Source organism: Planococcus kocurii (assembly GCF_001465835.2).
In the GTDB taxonomy this organism is placed as follows: domain Bacteria; phylum Bacillota; class Bacilli; order Bacillales_A; family Planococcaceae; genus Planococcus; species Planococcus kocurii.
Genome location: NZ_CP013661.2, coordinates 579,445 through 594,048, shown reverse-complemented (window position 1 = coordinate 594,048; position 14,604 = coordinate 579,445). Strand labels below are relative to the sequence as shown.

Annotated in this window: 18 protein-coding genes and 1 pseudogene; 10 read left to right on the top strand and 9 right to left on the bottom strand. The window is 41.2% G+C overall.

Annotation, left to right across the window (positions count from 1 at the left end; genetic code table 11):
- The first annotated feature begins 31 nt into the window (after positions 1-31).
- Both AUO94_RS03080 and AUO94_RS03075 read left to right on the top strand, forming a co-directional pair.
- Complete coding sequence (locus tag AUO94_RS03080; RefSeq protein WP_058385864.1) at positions 32-487, top strand: DUF86 domain-containing protein; 456 nt, start codon at positions 32-34, stop codon at positions 485-487.
- Complete coding sequence (locus tag AUO94_RS03075) at positions 477-1,250, top strand: TIGR01457 family HAD-type hydrolase (RefSeq protein WP_058385863.1); 774 nt, start codon at positions 477-479, stop codon at positions 1,248-1,250. The genes AUO94_RS03080 and AUO94_RS03075 overlap by 11 nt, the downstream gene beginning before the upstream one ends.
- A 128-nt stretch (positions 1,251-1,378) precedes the next feature.
- On the opposite strand, the gene AUO94_RS03070 is transcribed toward AUO94_RS03075, so the two are convergent.
- Positions 1,379-1,615, bottom strand: a complete 237-nt coding sequence (locus tag AUO94_RS03070) for a YuzB family protein (RefSeq protein ID WP_058385862.1) — start codon at positions 1,613-1,615, stop codon at positions 1,379-1,381.
- Positions 1,616-1,767: 152 nt separating this feature from the next.
- Here AUO94_RS03070 and AUO94_RS03065 point away from each other — a divergent pair, with 152 nt between their 5' ends.
- Positions 1,768-2,835, top strand: coding sequence for an NAD(P)/FAD-dependent oxidoreductase (locus tag AUO94_RS03065; RefSeq protein WP_058385861.1), 1,068 nt, complete (start codon positions 1,768-1,770; stop codon positions 2,833-2,835).
- Between the two features lie 125 nt (positions 2,836-2,960).
- On the opposite strand, the gene AUO94_RS03060 is transcribed toward AUO94_RS03065, so the two are convergent.
- Complete coding sequence (locus AUO94_RS03060; protein WP_058385860.1) at positions 2,961-3,287, bottom strand: YuzD family protein; 327 nt, start codon at positions 3,285-3,287, stop codon at positions 2,961-2,963.
- Between the two features lie 82 nt (positions 3,288-3,369).
- On the opposite strand from AUO94_RS03060, the gene AUO94_RS03055 reads away from it, so the two are divergent.
- The 7 genes from AUO94_RS03055 to AUO94_RS03025 all read left to right on the top strand — a co-directional run bounded on the left by AUO94_RS03055 (position 3,370) and on the right by AUO94_RS03025 (position 8,752).
- A complete protein-coding gene (locus AUO94_RS03055; RefSeq protein ID WP_008429467.1) occupies positions 3,370-3,606 on the top strand; it encodes a NifU family protein in 237 nt (78 codons plus the stop codon).
- 145 nt (positions 3,607-3,751) lie between these two features.
- On the top strand, positions 3,752-4,114 hold the full coding sequence (locus tag AUO94_RS03050) for a HesB/IscA family protein (RefSeq protein WP_058385859.1): 363 nt from the start codon (positions 3,752-3,754) through the stop codon (positions 4,112-4,114).
- A gap of 175 nt (positions 4,115-4,289) precedes the next feature.
- Positions 4,290-5,504 (top strand): NAD(P)/FAD-dependent oxidoreductase, encoded by a 1,215-nt coding sequence (locus tag AUO94_RS03045; RefSeq protein WP_058386933.1) that lies wholly within the window; start codon positions 4,290-4,292, stop codon positions 5,502-5,504.
- Positions 5,505-5,622: 118 nt separating this feature from the next.
- Positions 5,623-6,123 (top strand): NUDIX domain-containing protein, encoded by a 501-nt coding sequence (locus AUO94_RS03040; protein ID WP_058385858.1) that lies wholly within the window; start codon positions 5,623-5,625, stop codon positions 6,121-6,123.
- Between the two features lie 135 nt (positions 6,124-6,258).
- Positions 6,259-6,384, top strand: coding sequence for a YuiA family protein (locus tag AUO94_RS17330; protein WP_169793156.1), 126 nt, complete (start codon positions 6,259-6,261; stop codon positions 6,382-6,384).
- A 305-nt stretch (positions 6,385-6,689) separates the two neighbouring features.
- Positions 6,690-7,019, top strand: a complete 330-nt coding sequence (locus AUO94_RS03030; protein WP_058385856.1) for a YuiB family protein — start codon at positions 6,690-6,692, stop codon at positions 7,017-7,019.
- Between the two features lie 239 nt (positions 7,020-7,258).
- Positions 7,259-8,752 (top strand): leucyl aminopeptidase, encoded by a 1,494-nt coding sequence (locus tag AUO94_RS03025; RefSeq protein WP_058385855.1) that lies wholly within the window; start codon positions 7,259-7,261, stop codon positions 8,750-8,752.
- 42 nt (positions 8,753-8,794) lie between these two features.
- On the opposite strand, the gene mnhG is transcribed toward AUO94_RS03025, so the two are convergent.
- The 7 genes and pseudogenes from mnhG to AUO94_RS02990 form a co-directional block, all read right to left on the bottom strand.
- Positions 8,795-9,202 carry a monovalent cation/H(+) antiporter subunit G gene (gene mnhG, locus AUO94_RS03020; RefSeq protein WP_410477404.1) on the bottom strand — a complete coding sequence of 136 codons (408 nt, stop codon included), beginning with the start codon at positions 9,200-9,202 and terminating at the stop codon, positions 8,795-8,797.
- Positions 9,162-9,443 (bottom strand): Na(+)/H(+) antiporter subunit F1, encoded by a 282-nt coding sequence (locus AUO94_RS03015; protein WP_058385853.1) that lies wholly within the window; start codon positions 9,441-9,443, stop codon positions 9,162-9,164. Before AUO94_RS03015 ends, mnhG begins: the two co-directional genes overlap by 41 nt.
- A complete protein-coding gene (locus AUO94_RS03010) occupies positions 9,440-9,919 on the bottom strand; it encodes a Na+/H+ antiporter subunit E (RefSeq protein WP_058385852.1) in 480 nt (159 codons plus the stop codon). Before AUO94_RS03010 ends, AUO94_RS03015 begins: the two co-directional genes overlap by 4 nt.
- Positions 9,920-9,926: 7 nt before the next feature.
- Positions 9,927-11,407, bottom strand: a pseudogene (locus AUO94_RS03005) (Na+/H+ antiporter subunit D).
- The gene (locus AUO94_RS03000; RefSeq protein ID WP_058385851.1) at positions 11,400-11,747 is read right to left on the bottom strand and encodes a Na(+)/H(+) antiporter subunit C; all 348 of its coding nucleotides are present in this window, start codon (positions 11,745-11,747) and stop codon (positions 11,400-11,402) included. The pseudogene AUO94_RS03005 and the gene AUO94_RS03000 overlap by 8 nt, the downstream one beginning before the upstream one ends.
- Complete coding sequence (locus tag AUO94_RS02995; protein WP_058385850.1) at positions 11,747-12,169, bottom strand: Na(+)/H(+) antiporter subunit B; 423 nt, start codon at positions 12,167-12,169, stop codon at positions 11,747-11,749. Before AUO94_RS02995 ends, AUO94_RS03000 begins: the two co-directional genes overlap by 1 nt.
- Entirely contained in the window at positions 12,156-14,570 is a 2,415-nt protein-coding gene (locus AUO94_RS02990; RefSeq protein ID WP_058385849.1) for a Na+/H+ antiporter subunit A, read from the bottom strand. Before AUO94_RS02990 ends, AUO94_RS02995 begins: the two co-directional genes overlap by 14 nt.
- Positions 14,571-14,604: the final 34 nt, after the last annotated feature.

The following is a 14,604-nucleotide window of genomic DNA, read 5'->3' as shown; positions in this document are numbered from 1 at the left end:
GATTTTCAAACGCCTATTGGAGGGTATTTTTATGTATTTTATTGACCGCAGAAAAATTACTGAAACGATTCAGTACATGAATGCTTTATTGGAATTTTACGAAAAAAAGCAGCAATGGACGTCATTTAATGACTTACTTGCGCTAGAACGTGTCGGGGCAAACATTATTGAGTCGATCATTGATGTCGGTAACTCGATGATTGATGGCTTTATTATGCGTGACCCTGGAAGTTATGATGACATAATCGATATTTTAGTTGATGAAAAAGTAATTACAGCAGACATGGATCAGCCGTTTAAGGATGTCATTGCGTTGCGAAAAATGTTAGTTCGAGAGTTTATGAAAGTAGATCAGCAAGCAATTATCGCAGCACTTGATGCGAATCTTGAATCATTGAAAGCGTTTGGACCGAGAGTCGAGCATTACCTTGTTCATGAATTAGGTCCAGTTTCAGCGTTTATACCGGAGACAAATGATGACAAGTAGAAAACACTATCAAGCCTATTGCCTAGATTTAGACGGAACCATTTATCGCGGAACTGAAGCCGTTGAAGGAGCGGTAGACTTTGTTAAGCGCCTGCAGCAACGGGGGATTGAACCTTTTTTTATTACGAATAACGCATCTATGACGCAACAGCAACTCCAAGACAAAATGGCGGGCTTTGGGATTGCTGCTAAAAAAGAACGCATTATGTCTTCCGCAATTGCAGCAGCCAAATACATTAAACGGTGGTATCCAAAAAAGACTGTATACACAGTTGGTTCTCACGGCTTAGATCAAGCATTGCTTCAAGAAGGGCTCGAACGAGTAGAAGAACAAGCCGGCATCGTATTAATGGGACTTGATCGAAATGTTACGTATGATAAATTAGCAACCGCTTGTTTAGAAATTCGCAAAGGAGCTATTTTTTTATCTACAAATCAAGATCTGGCTTTTCCTTCTGAACAAGGCTTTTTGCCAGGAAATGGCGCATTCACAACAATGGTAGCTGCTTCGACAGATAGAGTGCCTGTGTTTATTGGCAAGCCAGAAATTCATATGTTAGAAGCCATTCAACATGAATCGGGTTTTGAAAAAAGCGAAATGGTGATGATTGGAGACAACTATGATACGGATATTCAAGCGGGCATACGCTTTGGCATTGATACCATTCACGTTAATACAGGTGTTAGTAGCACAGATTATGTATTGAAAAAAGAACATCCACCAAGCTTTACAATTGAAAATCTAGGGTTTTGGGAGCTATAAAAACAACTGCCAAAAGAAAAAGCCCGGCGATGCAGCACAAAGCCGCATCGCCGGGTTAAATCGTTTAGCCCCACGAACTTAAGTGTTCCAATTTCTCCATATACTGAAAAAAGCCGTTTTTGAACGGCTTAAAATAATGGGTTTTCCTCTATGAATTCGTAAACTTTTTTCGTCAACTCATCGGGAGAGTCTGCTTCGACGATTTCTCCGTTAACAAGTGCGTACAAAGACTCGGAACATTTTGTGCAATAGCTTAAACAGCCGTATTCCAAAACATCGAGATTGGGATCTCGTTCGAGTTTTTCAAAAGAATCTTGTGCACCATTGGCTATATTACTAATGCAAAATTCAACAATTGGTTTCATTCTAAGTCACCTCACTACAACGAAATCCTACCTTTTTTTGTGGCAGGAGTCAATTAATTGATTTCTGGTGAAAGCATTGTGAAAGTTATCACAATCAGCTATACTCATATGTGAGAAATTGATCTGACAGATGAAAGTTAAAGGAGATTTTTATGAGAAAATTAGTCTTACTTGGAGGCGGTTATGGCAATATGCGGATTTTGCTCCGCTTGTTGCCGTCAAGCCTTCCACAGGATACCGAAATAATTTTGATAGACCGGACACCATTCCACAGCATGAAGACGGAATTTTATGCGTTAGCCGCTGGTACAGAGTCAGACCATGAAGTCCGCGTCCCGTTTCCAGAACACGAACGCCTAACAGTAGTTAACGGAGAAATACTGGAAATCGGCCTTCAAGAAAAATGTATTTTTATGGAGAACGGAGAACGCATAGCCTACGATGACTTAGTAATTGGTTTAGGGTGCGAAGACAAATACCACAACGTACCAGGAGCTGAAGAATTTACTTACAGCATTCAGACGATTGGTAAGTCACGTGCTACGTATCAACAGTTATTAGGACTGCCTGCTGGTGCTGTAGTTGGTGTAGTGGGCGCAGGTCTTAGTGGGATTGAACTAGCCAGTGAACTGCGTGAAAGTCGAAAAGACTTGAATATTAAATTGTTTGACCGGAGTCCACGAATCTTACGTGATTTCCCAGAACGTTTGAGTGATTTCGTTAGAAAATGGTTTGAAAAACATAACGTAGATGTGGTATCGAATTCGAATATCACACAAGTAGAACCAAAGTTGCTGCATAATCATGAAGAAACGATTCCTGTTGATGCAGTTGTTTGGACTGCAGGCATTCAGCCTGTCAAGCCAGTCCGTGATTTAGGGTTAGAAAGTGATGCTAGTGGACGCGTAGTCATCAATCAATATCATCAACTGCCAAACGACAGCAATGTCTATGTGGTAGGAGACTGTGCTGCCTTGCCAATGGCACCTTCTGCACAGCTAGCAGAAGAACAAGCAGAGCAAATCGTTAAAATATTGAAAGCAACATGGAAAGGCGAGGCGTTGCCTGAAACGATGCCTGAAATTAAACTAAAAGGCTTCCTAGGTTCTTTAGGGAAAAAACAAGGATTCGCTTACTTAGCAGATCGCACAGTTACTGGTCGTATTGCTCGTTTAATGAAATCCGGCGTATTGTGGATGTACAAATGGCATAACGGCTAATTAAAAGCATGTTGACTGTAGGCAAACTTAACTCGTTCGAGTTGTCTACAGTTTTTTATGAAAGAGAGTAAATGGCTAAAGAAAAAGGGTCTGGAATATGTCTATTCCAAACCCTTTACTCATTTTTATTTACCTTCTGAAAAACCATGTTTTTCAAGTTCACGATAAACAGGTTTTAGTTGTACATAACCTTCTCCAACAACTTCACCTTCAACTAATACTAAAGGATAAAAGAATTCATCGTCCATGATGCGTTGTGCATAATCTTTTTGATGGTCTAGCTCAATTGGTTTCTCAATATCGATATAGGTAATTGAAAATGGCTGATCTTTGTATTTTCTTGAGATGGCGGCTTCTAGCCACTCATACGTATCAATTGACGAAGGTGCATTGACACAACTTGCGCAAATAACATCGGTTCCGTAGACTTCTATTGATAATTGTTTCTTCATAATTTGGACCCCCTGTGAATTCATTAGTGGCTTTTTCCTGCTAATCACATTATAATGATTATAATGAAAGGAGTCGATATAAATGACTGAAGCTTTGCTAGAAGATCAAGTAATGGAAGTCTTAGATAAATTACGTCCATTCCTTTTGCGTGACGGTGGAGACTGTGAACTTGTTGATATAGAGGATGGCATCGTAAAACTTCGTCTGCTCGGCGCATGCGGAAGCTGCCCAAGCTCGACCATTACATTAAAAGCAGGAATTGAACGCGCGTTAGTGGAAGAAGTTCCTGGAATTGTAGAAGTAGAACAAGTATTCTAATGCTAAGGGACCTTTTTAGGTCTCTTTTTCTATATAAATAAATGGAAGTAATTATTCTTAGTTCGATAGCATTTTAATTCAAGGTCAACGGCTTGAACAATGATAGAAATGATTGCTATGATAGAGTTAGAGGAAGGTGATCAGATTGACAGAAGTAGTAGAAATTACAGAAGCAGCCTCATTCCAAATTAAAGAAATGATGCGTCACAACGAAGAAGAAGGATCCTTTTTGCGTGTTGCTGTTAAAGGCGGCGGATGCAGCGGATTGACATATGGTATGGGGTTTGAAAAAACCAAAAGCGAAGCAGATGATCGGTATGAGCAATTTGGAATTCCCATTCTAATTGCTAAAGAAGACGCACCGATTTTACAAGGTACGGTAGTTGATTATAAACAGTCATTAATGGGTGGCGGATTCACAATAGAAAATCCCAATGCCATTGCATCATGTGGCTGTGGAACTTCCTTCCGAACAGCTAAAAAAGCAGGTACTCCAGAGAATTGTTAAAAGTCGGTGACAAACCGGCTTTTTATTATGGACACGTTTAGCATAAACGCATTATTCAGTTGAAATCAGAAGGGTTTAGGTCTAGTATAGAGGATAGGTGTTTATCGGGGCGTCAAGGCTAAAAGGCTTTGTCGATATTCGATTAAAAAATGACTTGAAGGTGGTTGCGATTGTGTTGAAAAGACCGTCAATATTAGTATTAGGAGCAGGTTACGGTGGATTGACTACTGTAGTAAACTTGCAAAAAGTTCTTGGCACAGATGCTGCGGACATTACATTAATCAACAAAAATGAATATCATTATGAAAGTACTTGGCTCCACGAAGCTGCTGCAGGAACTTTGCTTCCAGAACAAGTGCGTTACGATATCAAAGATGTTATTGATGGCGTGAAAGTGAAATTTGTACAAGCAACTGTTGAAGCAATTGATGTAGTAGGTAAAAAAGTTTCTACAGACAATGGTGAATTCACATATGATTACATTGTTATTGCGCTTGGCTTTGAAGGAGAGACTTTCGGAATTGAAGGTCTCGATAAATACGCATTATCTATTGCCAACGTAAAAGCTGCACGTTATATTCGTGAGCATATTGAATTCCAATTTGCTACATGGTCTGCAGAGCCTGTTAAAGATGATAGCCGTTTGACGATTATTGTCGGAGGAGCTGGATTTACAGGAATTGAATTCCTTGGTGAATTAGCGAACCGCGTACCTGAACTTTGTAAAGAGTTTGACGTGCCACGTGAAAAAGTGCGTGTTGTTTGTGTAGAAGCTGCACCAATGGTATTGCCTGGATTTGATCCAGAGCTTGTCAACTACGCAGTAGGTCATCTGGAGTCTAAAGGAATCGAATTCTCAATTGGTACACCTGTTGTAGAAGCGACTCCAGAAGGCGTTAAAATTAAAAAAGGCGATGACGAATTTGAATTCATCAAAGCTGGTACGGTCGTTTGGGCTGCAGGTGTCCGTGGTAACCGTTTGATCGAAGCCACTCCAATCGAAAACATGCGCGCTCGCGTTAAAGTCGATAAAGATTTGCGTGCTCCAGGATACGATGATGTTTTCATTATTGGTGACTGTGCATTAATGATCAACGAAGAAACGAATCGTCCATTCCCACCAACTGCACAGATTGCTATGCAACAAGGTGAAAGCGTAGCGAAAAACCTGAAAGCATTGATGAATGGTGAAACAACGATTGAATTTGTTCCAGATCTAAAAGGAACAGTTTGTTCACTTGGTGATGACGATGCAATTGGTGTTGTCTTCGGCAAAAAAGTAACAGGTAAAAGAGCGTCATTCATGAAAAAAATGATTGATAACCGCGCATTGTTCATGATTGGCGGACCTATGCTTGTTTTGAAAAAAGGTAAATTCAACGTTCTATAAGATAAACAGTTTAAGCTCCCTTAGCGGGGAGCTTTTTTTGTACCTTGATAGGGCTTATTGTGTTTTTAGATAGTCTGTATCACAGACTGGTCTAATGTAAGTAAAAAGGAGAATGGTCATGGCAACTAATAAACGAGGAAATGTTTGGCTAGGAGCGGCTGCACTTGTTGTAAATTCCGAAGGTCAGTGGCTAGTCGTGAAAAAAAGATATGGCGGACTGCACGGGAAGTGGTCGCTTCCAGCGGGATTTGTGGAGGGCACTGAAACGATTGACCAAACTGCCTTAAGAGAAGTTAAAGAAGAGACAGGAATTGAATGTGAAGTAATCAGGATGATTGGTTTTCGTTCAGGCGTTATTCAAGGGAAAGTTAGTGACAACATGGCCATTTTTTTATTGAAAGCAAAAAATGAAAAACAGCCAGTTCGTGCACAGTTAGCCGAATTGTATTCAGCAGATTGGTTAATGCCTGCAGAATTATCGAATGATGCAGAGGCTTCTGTGATGCTTAAAGAAATGGTTTCTTACGTACTAGAAGATGGGTTAGAACCAATTGAGAACGTAGATCCAGGTAAAGTATTTGGCTATTCGGACTACAAACTCTTTTTTAAAAAAGAGTAAATGCTTCAGGTAAATCGAGAAAATAATATTTTTTTCGAATGATAGCGGTTACATTTATTTTTTAGCTTGCACTCTAATAGGCATCGTGCTATATTATCAGAATATTACAAACAAGAACAGAAGGAGGTGTTTCGAATGACGATCTTCAAAAAGGCTACAAACGTTGATCAATGCTCTTATTGCTCAGGTCAAGGATATTTCCAATTACGACTGGGTGGTTCAGAAACGTGCTCCTGCTGTTCGGGTTCAGGAAAAAAATAAGCTGCACATTAAGAGCAATCGGTTGAGTCATGCCGATTGCTTTTTTTTTTTAGAATCGGAGCTAAACGGCCGCTTCCGCATTTAGCATTGTCCAGCTCCACCGGCCAACTCCTCGGGACGTAAGTCGAACTAGCTGTGTGGCTGAAGAAATGCCACACGGCCAGCTCAACTAACGCCTGTCGGAGCTAAACGGCCGCTTCCGCATTTCGGTCATAAGTGACAAAGCGATGAACTCTGTTCTGTTGGATTGAAAGCCTTTGTTTTTTCGGGTAAACTGATGAAAGGAATAACGGAGGTTAGAGTTGATGAACAGTTCATTTACAATTGTGCAATTAATTATTTCTATGTTGCTTTTTTATGTTATGTTTTTCGGAATCGGCTTTTTGTTGAACATGCTGCTTCGCATGACTTGGTTGATGGGGATTGTTTATCCCGTCGTTATCTTGCTAGTTGTGGATGATGTCGGTATTTTTGATTATTTCACGAATCCGGGTGAATCTTTTTCGATGCTAGGAGATACCATTACTTCCATGACAGGCAGTGATCTTGCCGTCTTACTTGCTGGTTGGGCAGGAGCCATTACGTCAGGGTTCATTATGAAAATTTTGCGTAAAATGGGTTACCAAATGTTTTAATAAGAAATCGCCAATCTGGTCATCCGGATTGGCGATTTTTTGGTTGTGTTAAGTTGTTGTTTGTAAGTGAAAGACGCCTTAAAGTAATAACCATAAACGGTGATACAGCCTTTCTGTGTAATGTGTTGTCCTGGTGTATCCTAGACAATAACAGTAGCATGTTTTTCCTTCGTTACACGAACTACTCGAATTTCGAATTAAATGCTACACTGGAAGAGAACGTAAAAAGGAGGAATTACATGCAAATCAATCTACAGCAACATTCGCACGACAGTAAAGCTGATATCCTGATCGTCGGTCTAAACCGACATCCCGAAAACAGCAAAGGGTGGAGTGAATTCACTAAGCGCTTTAATGGCAAATTAGAACAGTGGATCAAACTAGATCTATCATTTGATTTGAAATCATTAATTACCTATCCCACACTTTCAGGAGCGATCCCACGTGTTTTATTTGTCGGATTGAATGATCGCAAAAAGTTAACTGAAGAAGACCTTCGATCATGCTTCGGATTGGTCGGCAAAGAATTAGCCAAGAAAAAGATAAAACATGCGGCAATTTATATGGAATCGTTTAAAAATGAAAGAATCACCTCTGAAGATGTTGCCTTTTTAGCAGCAGAAGCCATTACGATGGGTGGCTATCGCTTTGATGACTACAAAACGACATCAAATGAAACGCAAGTAGAGTTAGAAACTTTGACTTTATTGGCAGAAGAAGTACAAGAAGACGTCGAAGCAGCAGCTACTGTAGGCACTATTTTCGGACAGTCTGTCAATGAAGCGCGAACGCTTGTTAATATGCCAGCAAACGTTTTGACTGCAACAGCAATGGGTGAATATGCACGTGAACTTGGAGAAGCTTATGGCTTTGAAACCGACATTTTAGGAAAAGCGGAGCTTGAAGAACTGGGCATGGGCGCGATTCTTGCGGTCAATCAAGGATCAGTCGAAGAGCCACGCCTCATTGTTTTGAAGTACAAGGCAACAGAAGGCTTTGAAGACCCACTGGCACTTGTCGGAAAAGGAATTACCTTTGATACAGGTGGCTATTCAATCAAGCCAAAAGACGGCATTGTAGGGATGAAAGGCGACATGGGTGGAGCTGCTGCAGTTCTTGGCGCCATGAAAATTATTGGTGAATTGCAGCCACAGCAAAACGTCATTGCCGTTATTGCATCAACCGACAATATGATTTCTGGTAATGCCTTTAAACCAGATGATGTGATCACTTCGATGAGTGGCAAAACCATTGAAATCCTCAACACCGATGCAGAAGGCCGTTTAGTACTAGCAGATTCTGTTAGTTATGCGAAGCAACTGGGCGCAACACGCATTGTGGATGTGGCAACATTGACTGGTGGAGTTATTGTCGCATTAGGCAAAGACAAAACTGGCGCTTTAACAAACGATGAATCATTTTTTGAGACTTTCCTTGAAGCATCGCTGGAAAGTGGAGAATTTGTTTGGCGCTTGCCATTAACAGAAAGCGATAAAAAACGCATACGAACAAGCAATGTGGCAGACTTGAATAATTCACCGGGACGCGATGGTCATATGATTTTCGGTGGGGGATTTGTTGGAGAATTTGCAGGAGACACGCCTTGGATTCATTTGGATATTGCGGGTACTTCTGATGCAGACGGAGCTCACGATCTTGGACCAAAAGGTGGTACGGGTGCCATGGTTAGAACACTGGCTATGTTAGTTGAGAAGATGGCAGACGAACGATAAATTATAAAACAAGCCTGCAGGCAAAGTGCCTGCAGGCTTGTTTTATAATTCTGTTGGTTTATGATCTCTTATTTCTTGTTTTGCTTCTTTTACTGCATCCTTCATGTCGTCACGTACCGTTTCTTCGGTAACTTTAATGCCAGACATATAGGCAGCACGTCCAATCAAATGTCCACCTACAGGAGCAGTGATAAACAAGAAAGCAATCGCGATAATCAATTGTGTATTGAAAATGCCTTCGATTAACCAAAAATGGATGAAAGCAGCGAGCAATACACAAAGGACACCCAGTGTCGAGCTCTTAGAGGCAGCGTGTGTGCGCGTGTAAACATCTGGCAAGCGAATAAGTCCCAATGCCGTTACTACGCTAAAAATGACGCCTGTGCTCATTAATACAATGATGACAATGTTAATGATGATTGTTTCGATCGAAAATCTCTCCTCTCTCAAGGAATTTCGCAAAAGCGGTAGTCCCGATAAAGGACAAAATACTTAACAGCAAAATGATTTCTAAAAAGAATTCTGTTTCGATAATCAATGACAGCAGAGCGATGATTGAAACGAGCGAGATTCCAATGGCATCAAGGGCTACTACGCGATCTGCGATTGTCGGTCCTTTGACGAGCCGAAAAAGCAGTCCAGTAAATCCGATGCTGACGATAATTAGTGAAACCCAGTAAAACATTATCATGGGCGGCTCACCTCCAAAATGGCCCGTTCGAATGTATCTTTGATGGAGTTAACTGCATTGTCGATGTCATCAAAGTCGAGCGCGTGGATGTACAGCCTTTTCTGGTCGTCGGAAATGCCGACAACCAGTGTTCCGGGTGTTAACGTAATCAAAGCGGATAAGAGAGTAATTTCCCAGTCCTCCGTCAATTTTGTTTCTAGTTCAAAAATAGCGGGTTTTAAGTTCATAGACGGTTTGATAACAATCCACAAAACTTGAACGCTTGATAGAAAAAGCTCTTTAAGAAACAAGAGGAATAGCGAGATAATCGCCCATGCTCTTGCTGTATAAAGTCTGTGTGAAAAGAATCGGCGCATTAAGATGATGATGCCAAGGCCCACCAAGAAACCAATTGCAAATCCTGAAGGACTAAAGGACACGGTCATAAACATCCAAACAAAGGCTAGGAAGAAATTCAATAATATTTGTAAAGCCATAGGTTACCTACTCCTTTAATACCGCATCAATATAGATGGATGGATTCAGCAGCACTTCACCCGCGCCTGAAATGAGCGGCATGAAGAGTTCCGCACCGACCCCGAACGCCACTGTCAAGGCCACCAGGACAACTGTTGGAATGAACATTTGATTGAAAACTGATTTTTTTAGAGGAACGGTTTCAACCGGTTCTCCCCAAAAAGCGTAGACAAAAATACGCACAGCACTCAACAACACAATTAAGCTAGTTGCCAGAATAATAATACTGCCCCAAAACTGCGGGCCTTCAAATCCACCTTGAACAATCAAAAGTTTTCCTGGGAATCCACTGAGTGGCGGAATACCCGCTAACCCAAATGCAGTGACCAGATAAACCCAGCCTAAAACTGGATAAGTTTTAATCAATCCGCCCATTTGTCGCAAGTCTGTTGTGCCAAAAAGGACCGCAACAATTCCAACAAGGAAGAACAAGGCAGCTTTGATCAACATATCATGAATCAGGTAAAAAATAGAGCCATCAATACCTGGTTGATTTAACTGCGCAATTCCGAACAAAATAACACCGACAGCGATAATGATGTTATAGATAATGATTTTTTAACATCAAAGTAAGCGAGAGCGCCAATGCATCCAGCAAGGATTGTCAGGATGGCAATAATGCCAAGTAATTCATGCGTAAAGCCGATATTCATCGTAAAGAATAAAGTATATGTACGCATGATGGCATAGACGCCAACCTTTGTCAGCAAAGCGCCGAATAATGCAAGTATCGGAATCGGAGGTGCATAGTAAGACCCCGGTAGCCAGAAGTACAAGGGGAAGATAGCGGCTTTAAATCCAAAGACAACTAGGAACAACACAGCAATAACAGTCAAAATGCCTGTTTCTTCTATTTGTGGAATCTTGACCGCCAAATCCGCCATATTCAACGTACCAGTAACAGAGTAAAGAAAAGCAACAGCTGCTACAAACAAGGCAGATGAAATGATGTTCACCAATAAGTATTTGATGGACTCGCGCAACTGTGGTTTCTCGCCGCCGTGAACGATTAATGTATAAGAAGCCATTAGCAACACTTCGACGAAAACGAATAAGTTGAAAATATCTCCAGTCGTGAAAGCACCGTTAACACCAACCATTAAAAATAACACAGCTGGATAATAGAAAGATTGTTCGCGTTTGATGCCAATAGTTGGAAAACTATAAAAAATAACAAACAATGTAATAATCGAAGACGTGACCACCAGTAAGGCAGATAACGGATCGGACACCATAGAAATACCGAATGGTGCCGGCCAACTGCCAAGTGTTACCGCTTGAACACCAGCTGTATTAACTTTTGCTACTAACACAAGAGCAGAAAGTAAAGCAGCTCCAGCTCCAACAGCAGCTAACGTGCGCTGAAGTTTCAAGTTTTTCGGGAACATCATCAGGATAGCAGCAAAAAACAACGGAATGATGATTGGAAAAAGGAGTAAATTACTCATAATCTTCAGTTCCTCTCAGCAAATCCATATTGTCGGTACCGAGTTCCTGATAAGAGCGGTAGGCGAGCACTAGGAAAAATGATGTAACAGCAAATGAAATAACAATGGCTGTCAAAATCAAAGCTTGTGGCAAGGGATCTGCATAATCGCTGACACTGACGCCATCAGCTACGACAGGAGGAGAGTTTCCTCCAAGTCCCCCCATAGTTAAAAGTAAAAGATGGGCGCCATGACTCAGCAGTCCTGTTCCGATAATGATGCGTATCAAACTCTTCGAAAGCATTAAGTAAACAGCTGCCATAAAGAGAAATCCAATGGCAACCGACATAATTATTTCCATTATTCATCCTCTCCAATCGTTTGAATAATGGTCATCGTTACACCGACAACAACCAGGTAAACCCCTGCGTCAAACAGCATTGCTGAATGTAGAGAAGTTTTACCAAAAAGCGGTAAATCAAAATAATCGTAAGCATGTGTAAAAAAAGGAACATCAAAGATGATAGAGGCAGAAGCTGTAGCAAGTGCCAACAGTAAGCCGATTGCTGTCATTGTTACATAATTGATCGGCAGTATTTTTTTCACCGTTTCAATATCAAAAGCGAGCATTAATAGCACAATTGCACTGGTAGTTAACAGCCCACCAACAAATCCGCCACCTGGTGTATAATGTCCTGCAAAGAAAATGTGGACAGCAAACATCAAAATGATGAAGGTCACTACTTTTGTGGCCGTTTGAAGCATTACATCATTTGTTCTCATGCTGATCCTCCTTTTTCGTCAAGCGTAGTTTAATCATCGTAATAATACCGATACCCGCAATACCTAATACAGCAATTTCAAACAAAGTATCAAACCCACGATAATCAACTAAAATCACATTGACGATATTTCCGCCGCCAGCTTCTTTATAAACCGTTTCTTTATAGAATTCGGAAATCGAAGGCAAAGCTTTTTGTGATAGAGAAGACAAAGCAACCAACGTTACCGTCACTCCAACACCTATTGCCACAAGTGCATTTCCAAAACGGAAGCGCATCCGTTCTTCTTTCCGACTGATCTGTGGCAGATGGTAAAACGCCAGCAAGAACAAAGCAACAGAAATTGTTTCAATAACAAGTTGTGTTAAAGCCAAATCAGGAGCACGGAAAATAACAAAGAATAACGCTACTGAATAACCGACAGCACCAAGTGCGATAATTCCTGTCAGTCTAGACTTAGAGAAAAGAATGGTAAGTGTCGAGCCGACTAATGCGATTAAAATCACGACTTCATAAAATCCAACGGGTGCAAGGTTTGTAAAATCAATAGCAAAAGCATCCGTTAAGAATAAAGTTCCAAGAACAATGAATATGACGAAACTAAACATATACACCAAATACGAACGGATAAAGCCAGTCATATAAAGTCTTGAAAAACGGTTTGCTCCCGTATCGCTCATGAACATGACACTGTCATACAGAGCATTCAACGTTAACGTATCTGGGAAAAGATCATAGCTCTTCTGCCATTTGCGCAACGTCCAGAACATCAAGAATCCAATAGCAACAATTCCAAGCGTCATAAACAGCTCAGGCGTAGGTCCGTGCCATGCTTCAACATGAATGTTAATTTCATCCGGCGATGTATAAAGAAACGGTTGCATCGCTAAAACAGCTGGCTTCACGAACCAGTCACCGACAAGGTTCGGAATAAAGAAAATGACCACAACAAGAAGTGATAAAAAAACAGGTGAAATCAGCATGCCAATGGGTGCTTCATGAGCAGGTTTTGGCAATTGTTCCGGCTTGTGTTCGCCAGCAAATGTGTGGAAAACAAAATAGAAACTGTAGATAAATGTAAATACCGAGCCCAGCCAAGCGACAACAGGGAATAAGATGCCCCAAACGTCCATGGAAAACAAATCAAATTCCGTTAATGACAGCATGGCAGTCAAAAACATTTCCTTACTAAGGAATCCACCAAATGGAGGCAAGCCTGCCATAGAGAAAGCTCCAATCATAGCTACGGTAAAACTGATCGGCATTAGGCTCATGAGACCACCAAGTTTGCGAATGTCCCGTGTACCGGTTTCATGATCGACGATACCAGCAATCATGAACAAACTGCCTTTAAAGACCGCGTGGTTAATCAAATGAAAAATCGCTGCGAATCCAGCATACTTAAATGTCGTCTCAGCAATGTTGTCAACATGATAACCAGCAGCCGAAGCTCCGAGTAACGACATAATCAAACCCAGTTGAGAAACGGTCGAGAATGCGAGAATCCCTTTTAAATCTTTTTGTTTCAAGGCGAAAAACGAGCCCCAGAACATGGTAAACAATCCAACGCCGGCGACTAGCCACATCCATGTACCGGATATCGCAAACACAGGCGTCAGTCGTGCCACTAAATACAAGCCCGCTTTGACCATAGTCGCTGAGTGCAAGTACGCACTAACAGGAGTAGGCGCTTCCATCGCATCTGGAAGCCAAATGTAAAATGGAAACTGCGCAGATTTTGTAAATGCTCCGAGCAGCACAAGAACGAGCGCCCAAATAAAGAAATCATGCGTTACGAGTTCAGCTGCTTGTGGGATTAATTCGCGTATCGAATATGTATCACCCATAATACTCAGTAGCACGAACCCACCGAGCATCATCAATCCTCCGAAAACGGTAATCATCATTGATTTTAAGGCACCAAATCTTGAACGATCACGAGTATACCAATAACCAATCAGCAGGAAAGATGAAATCGAAGTTAACTCCCAAAACAGATAAAGAGTGATTAAATGATCACTTTGAACAATACCGAGCATTGCCGTCATGAACATCAATAAATAAACGTAAAAGTTATGTAATTGTTCGCGATGTTTGTCCAAGTAGAAAATAGAGTACAGCACGACTAAAGCGCCAATGCCTGTAATCAATAACGTGAACAGCAGGCTCAATCCATCGATATACGCTACAAAGGCGATATCAAGTGAAGGGATCCATTGAAATTCAGAAACTAAATTGCCTCCACTAATCGTTGTGGGAAGCAATGAGACGTAGTAAGTGAATAAAATAACGGGAACGACTAAAACAAACCAGCCTGTGTGAATCCTTCCGAATTTCTTAAATAACAGCGGAATGAACAAGGCTGCAAGCAAAGGTACAAAGATTAAAAACACAAATGACAAATGAATCCTCCTTCCAGCATAAACGTGATGAGTT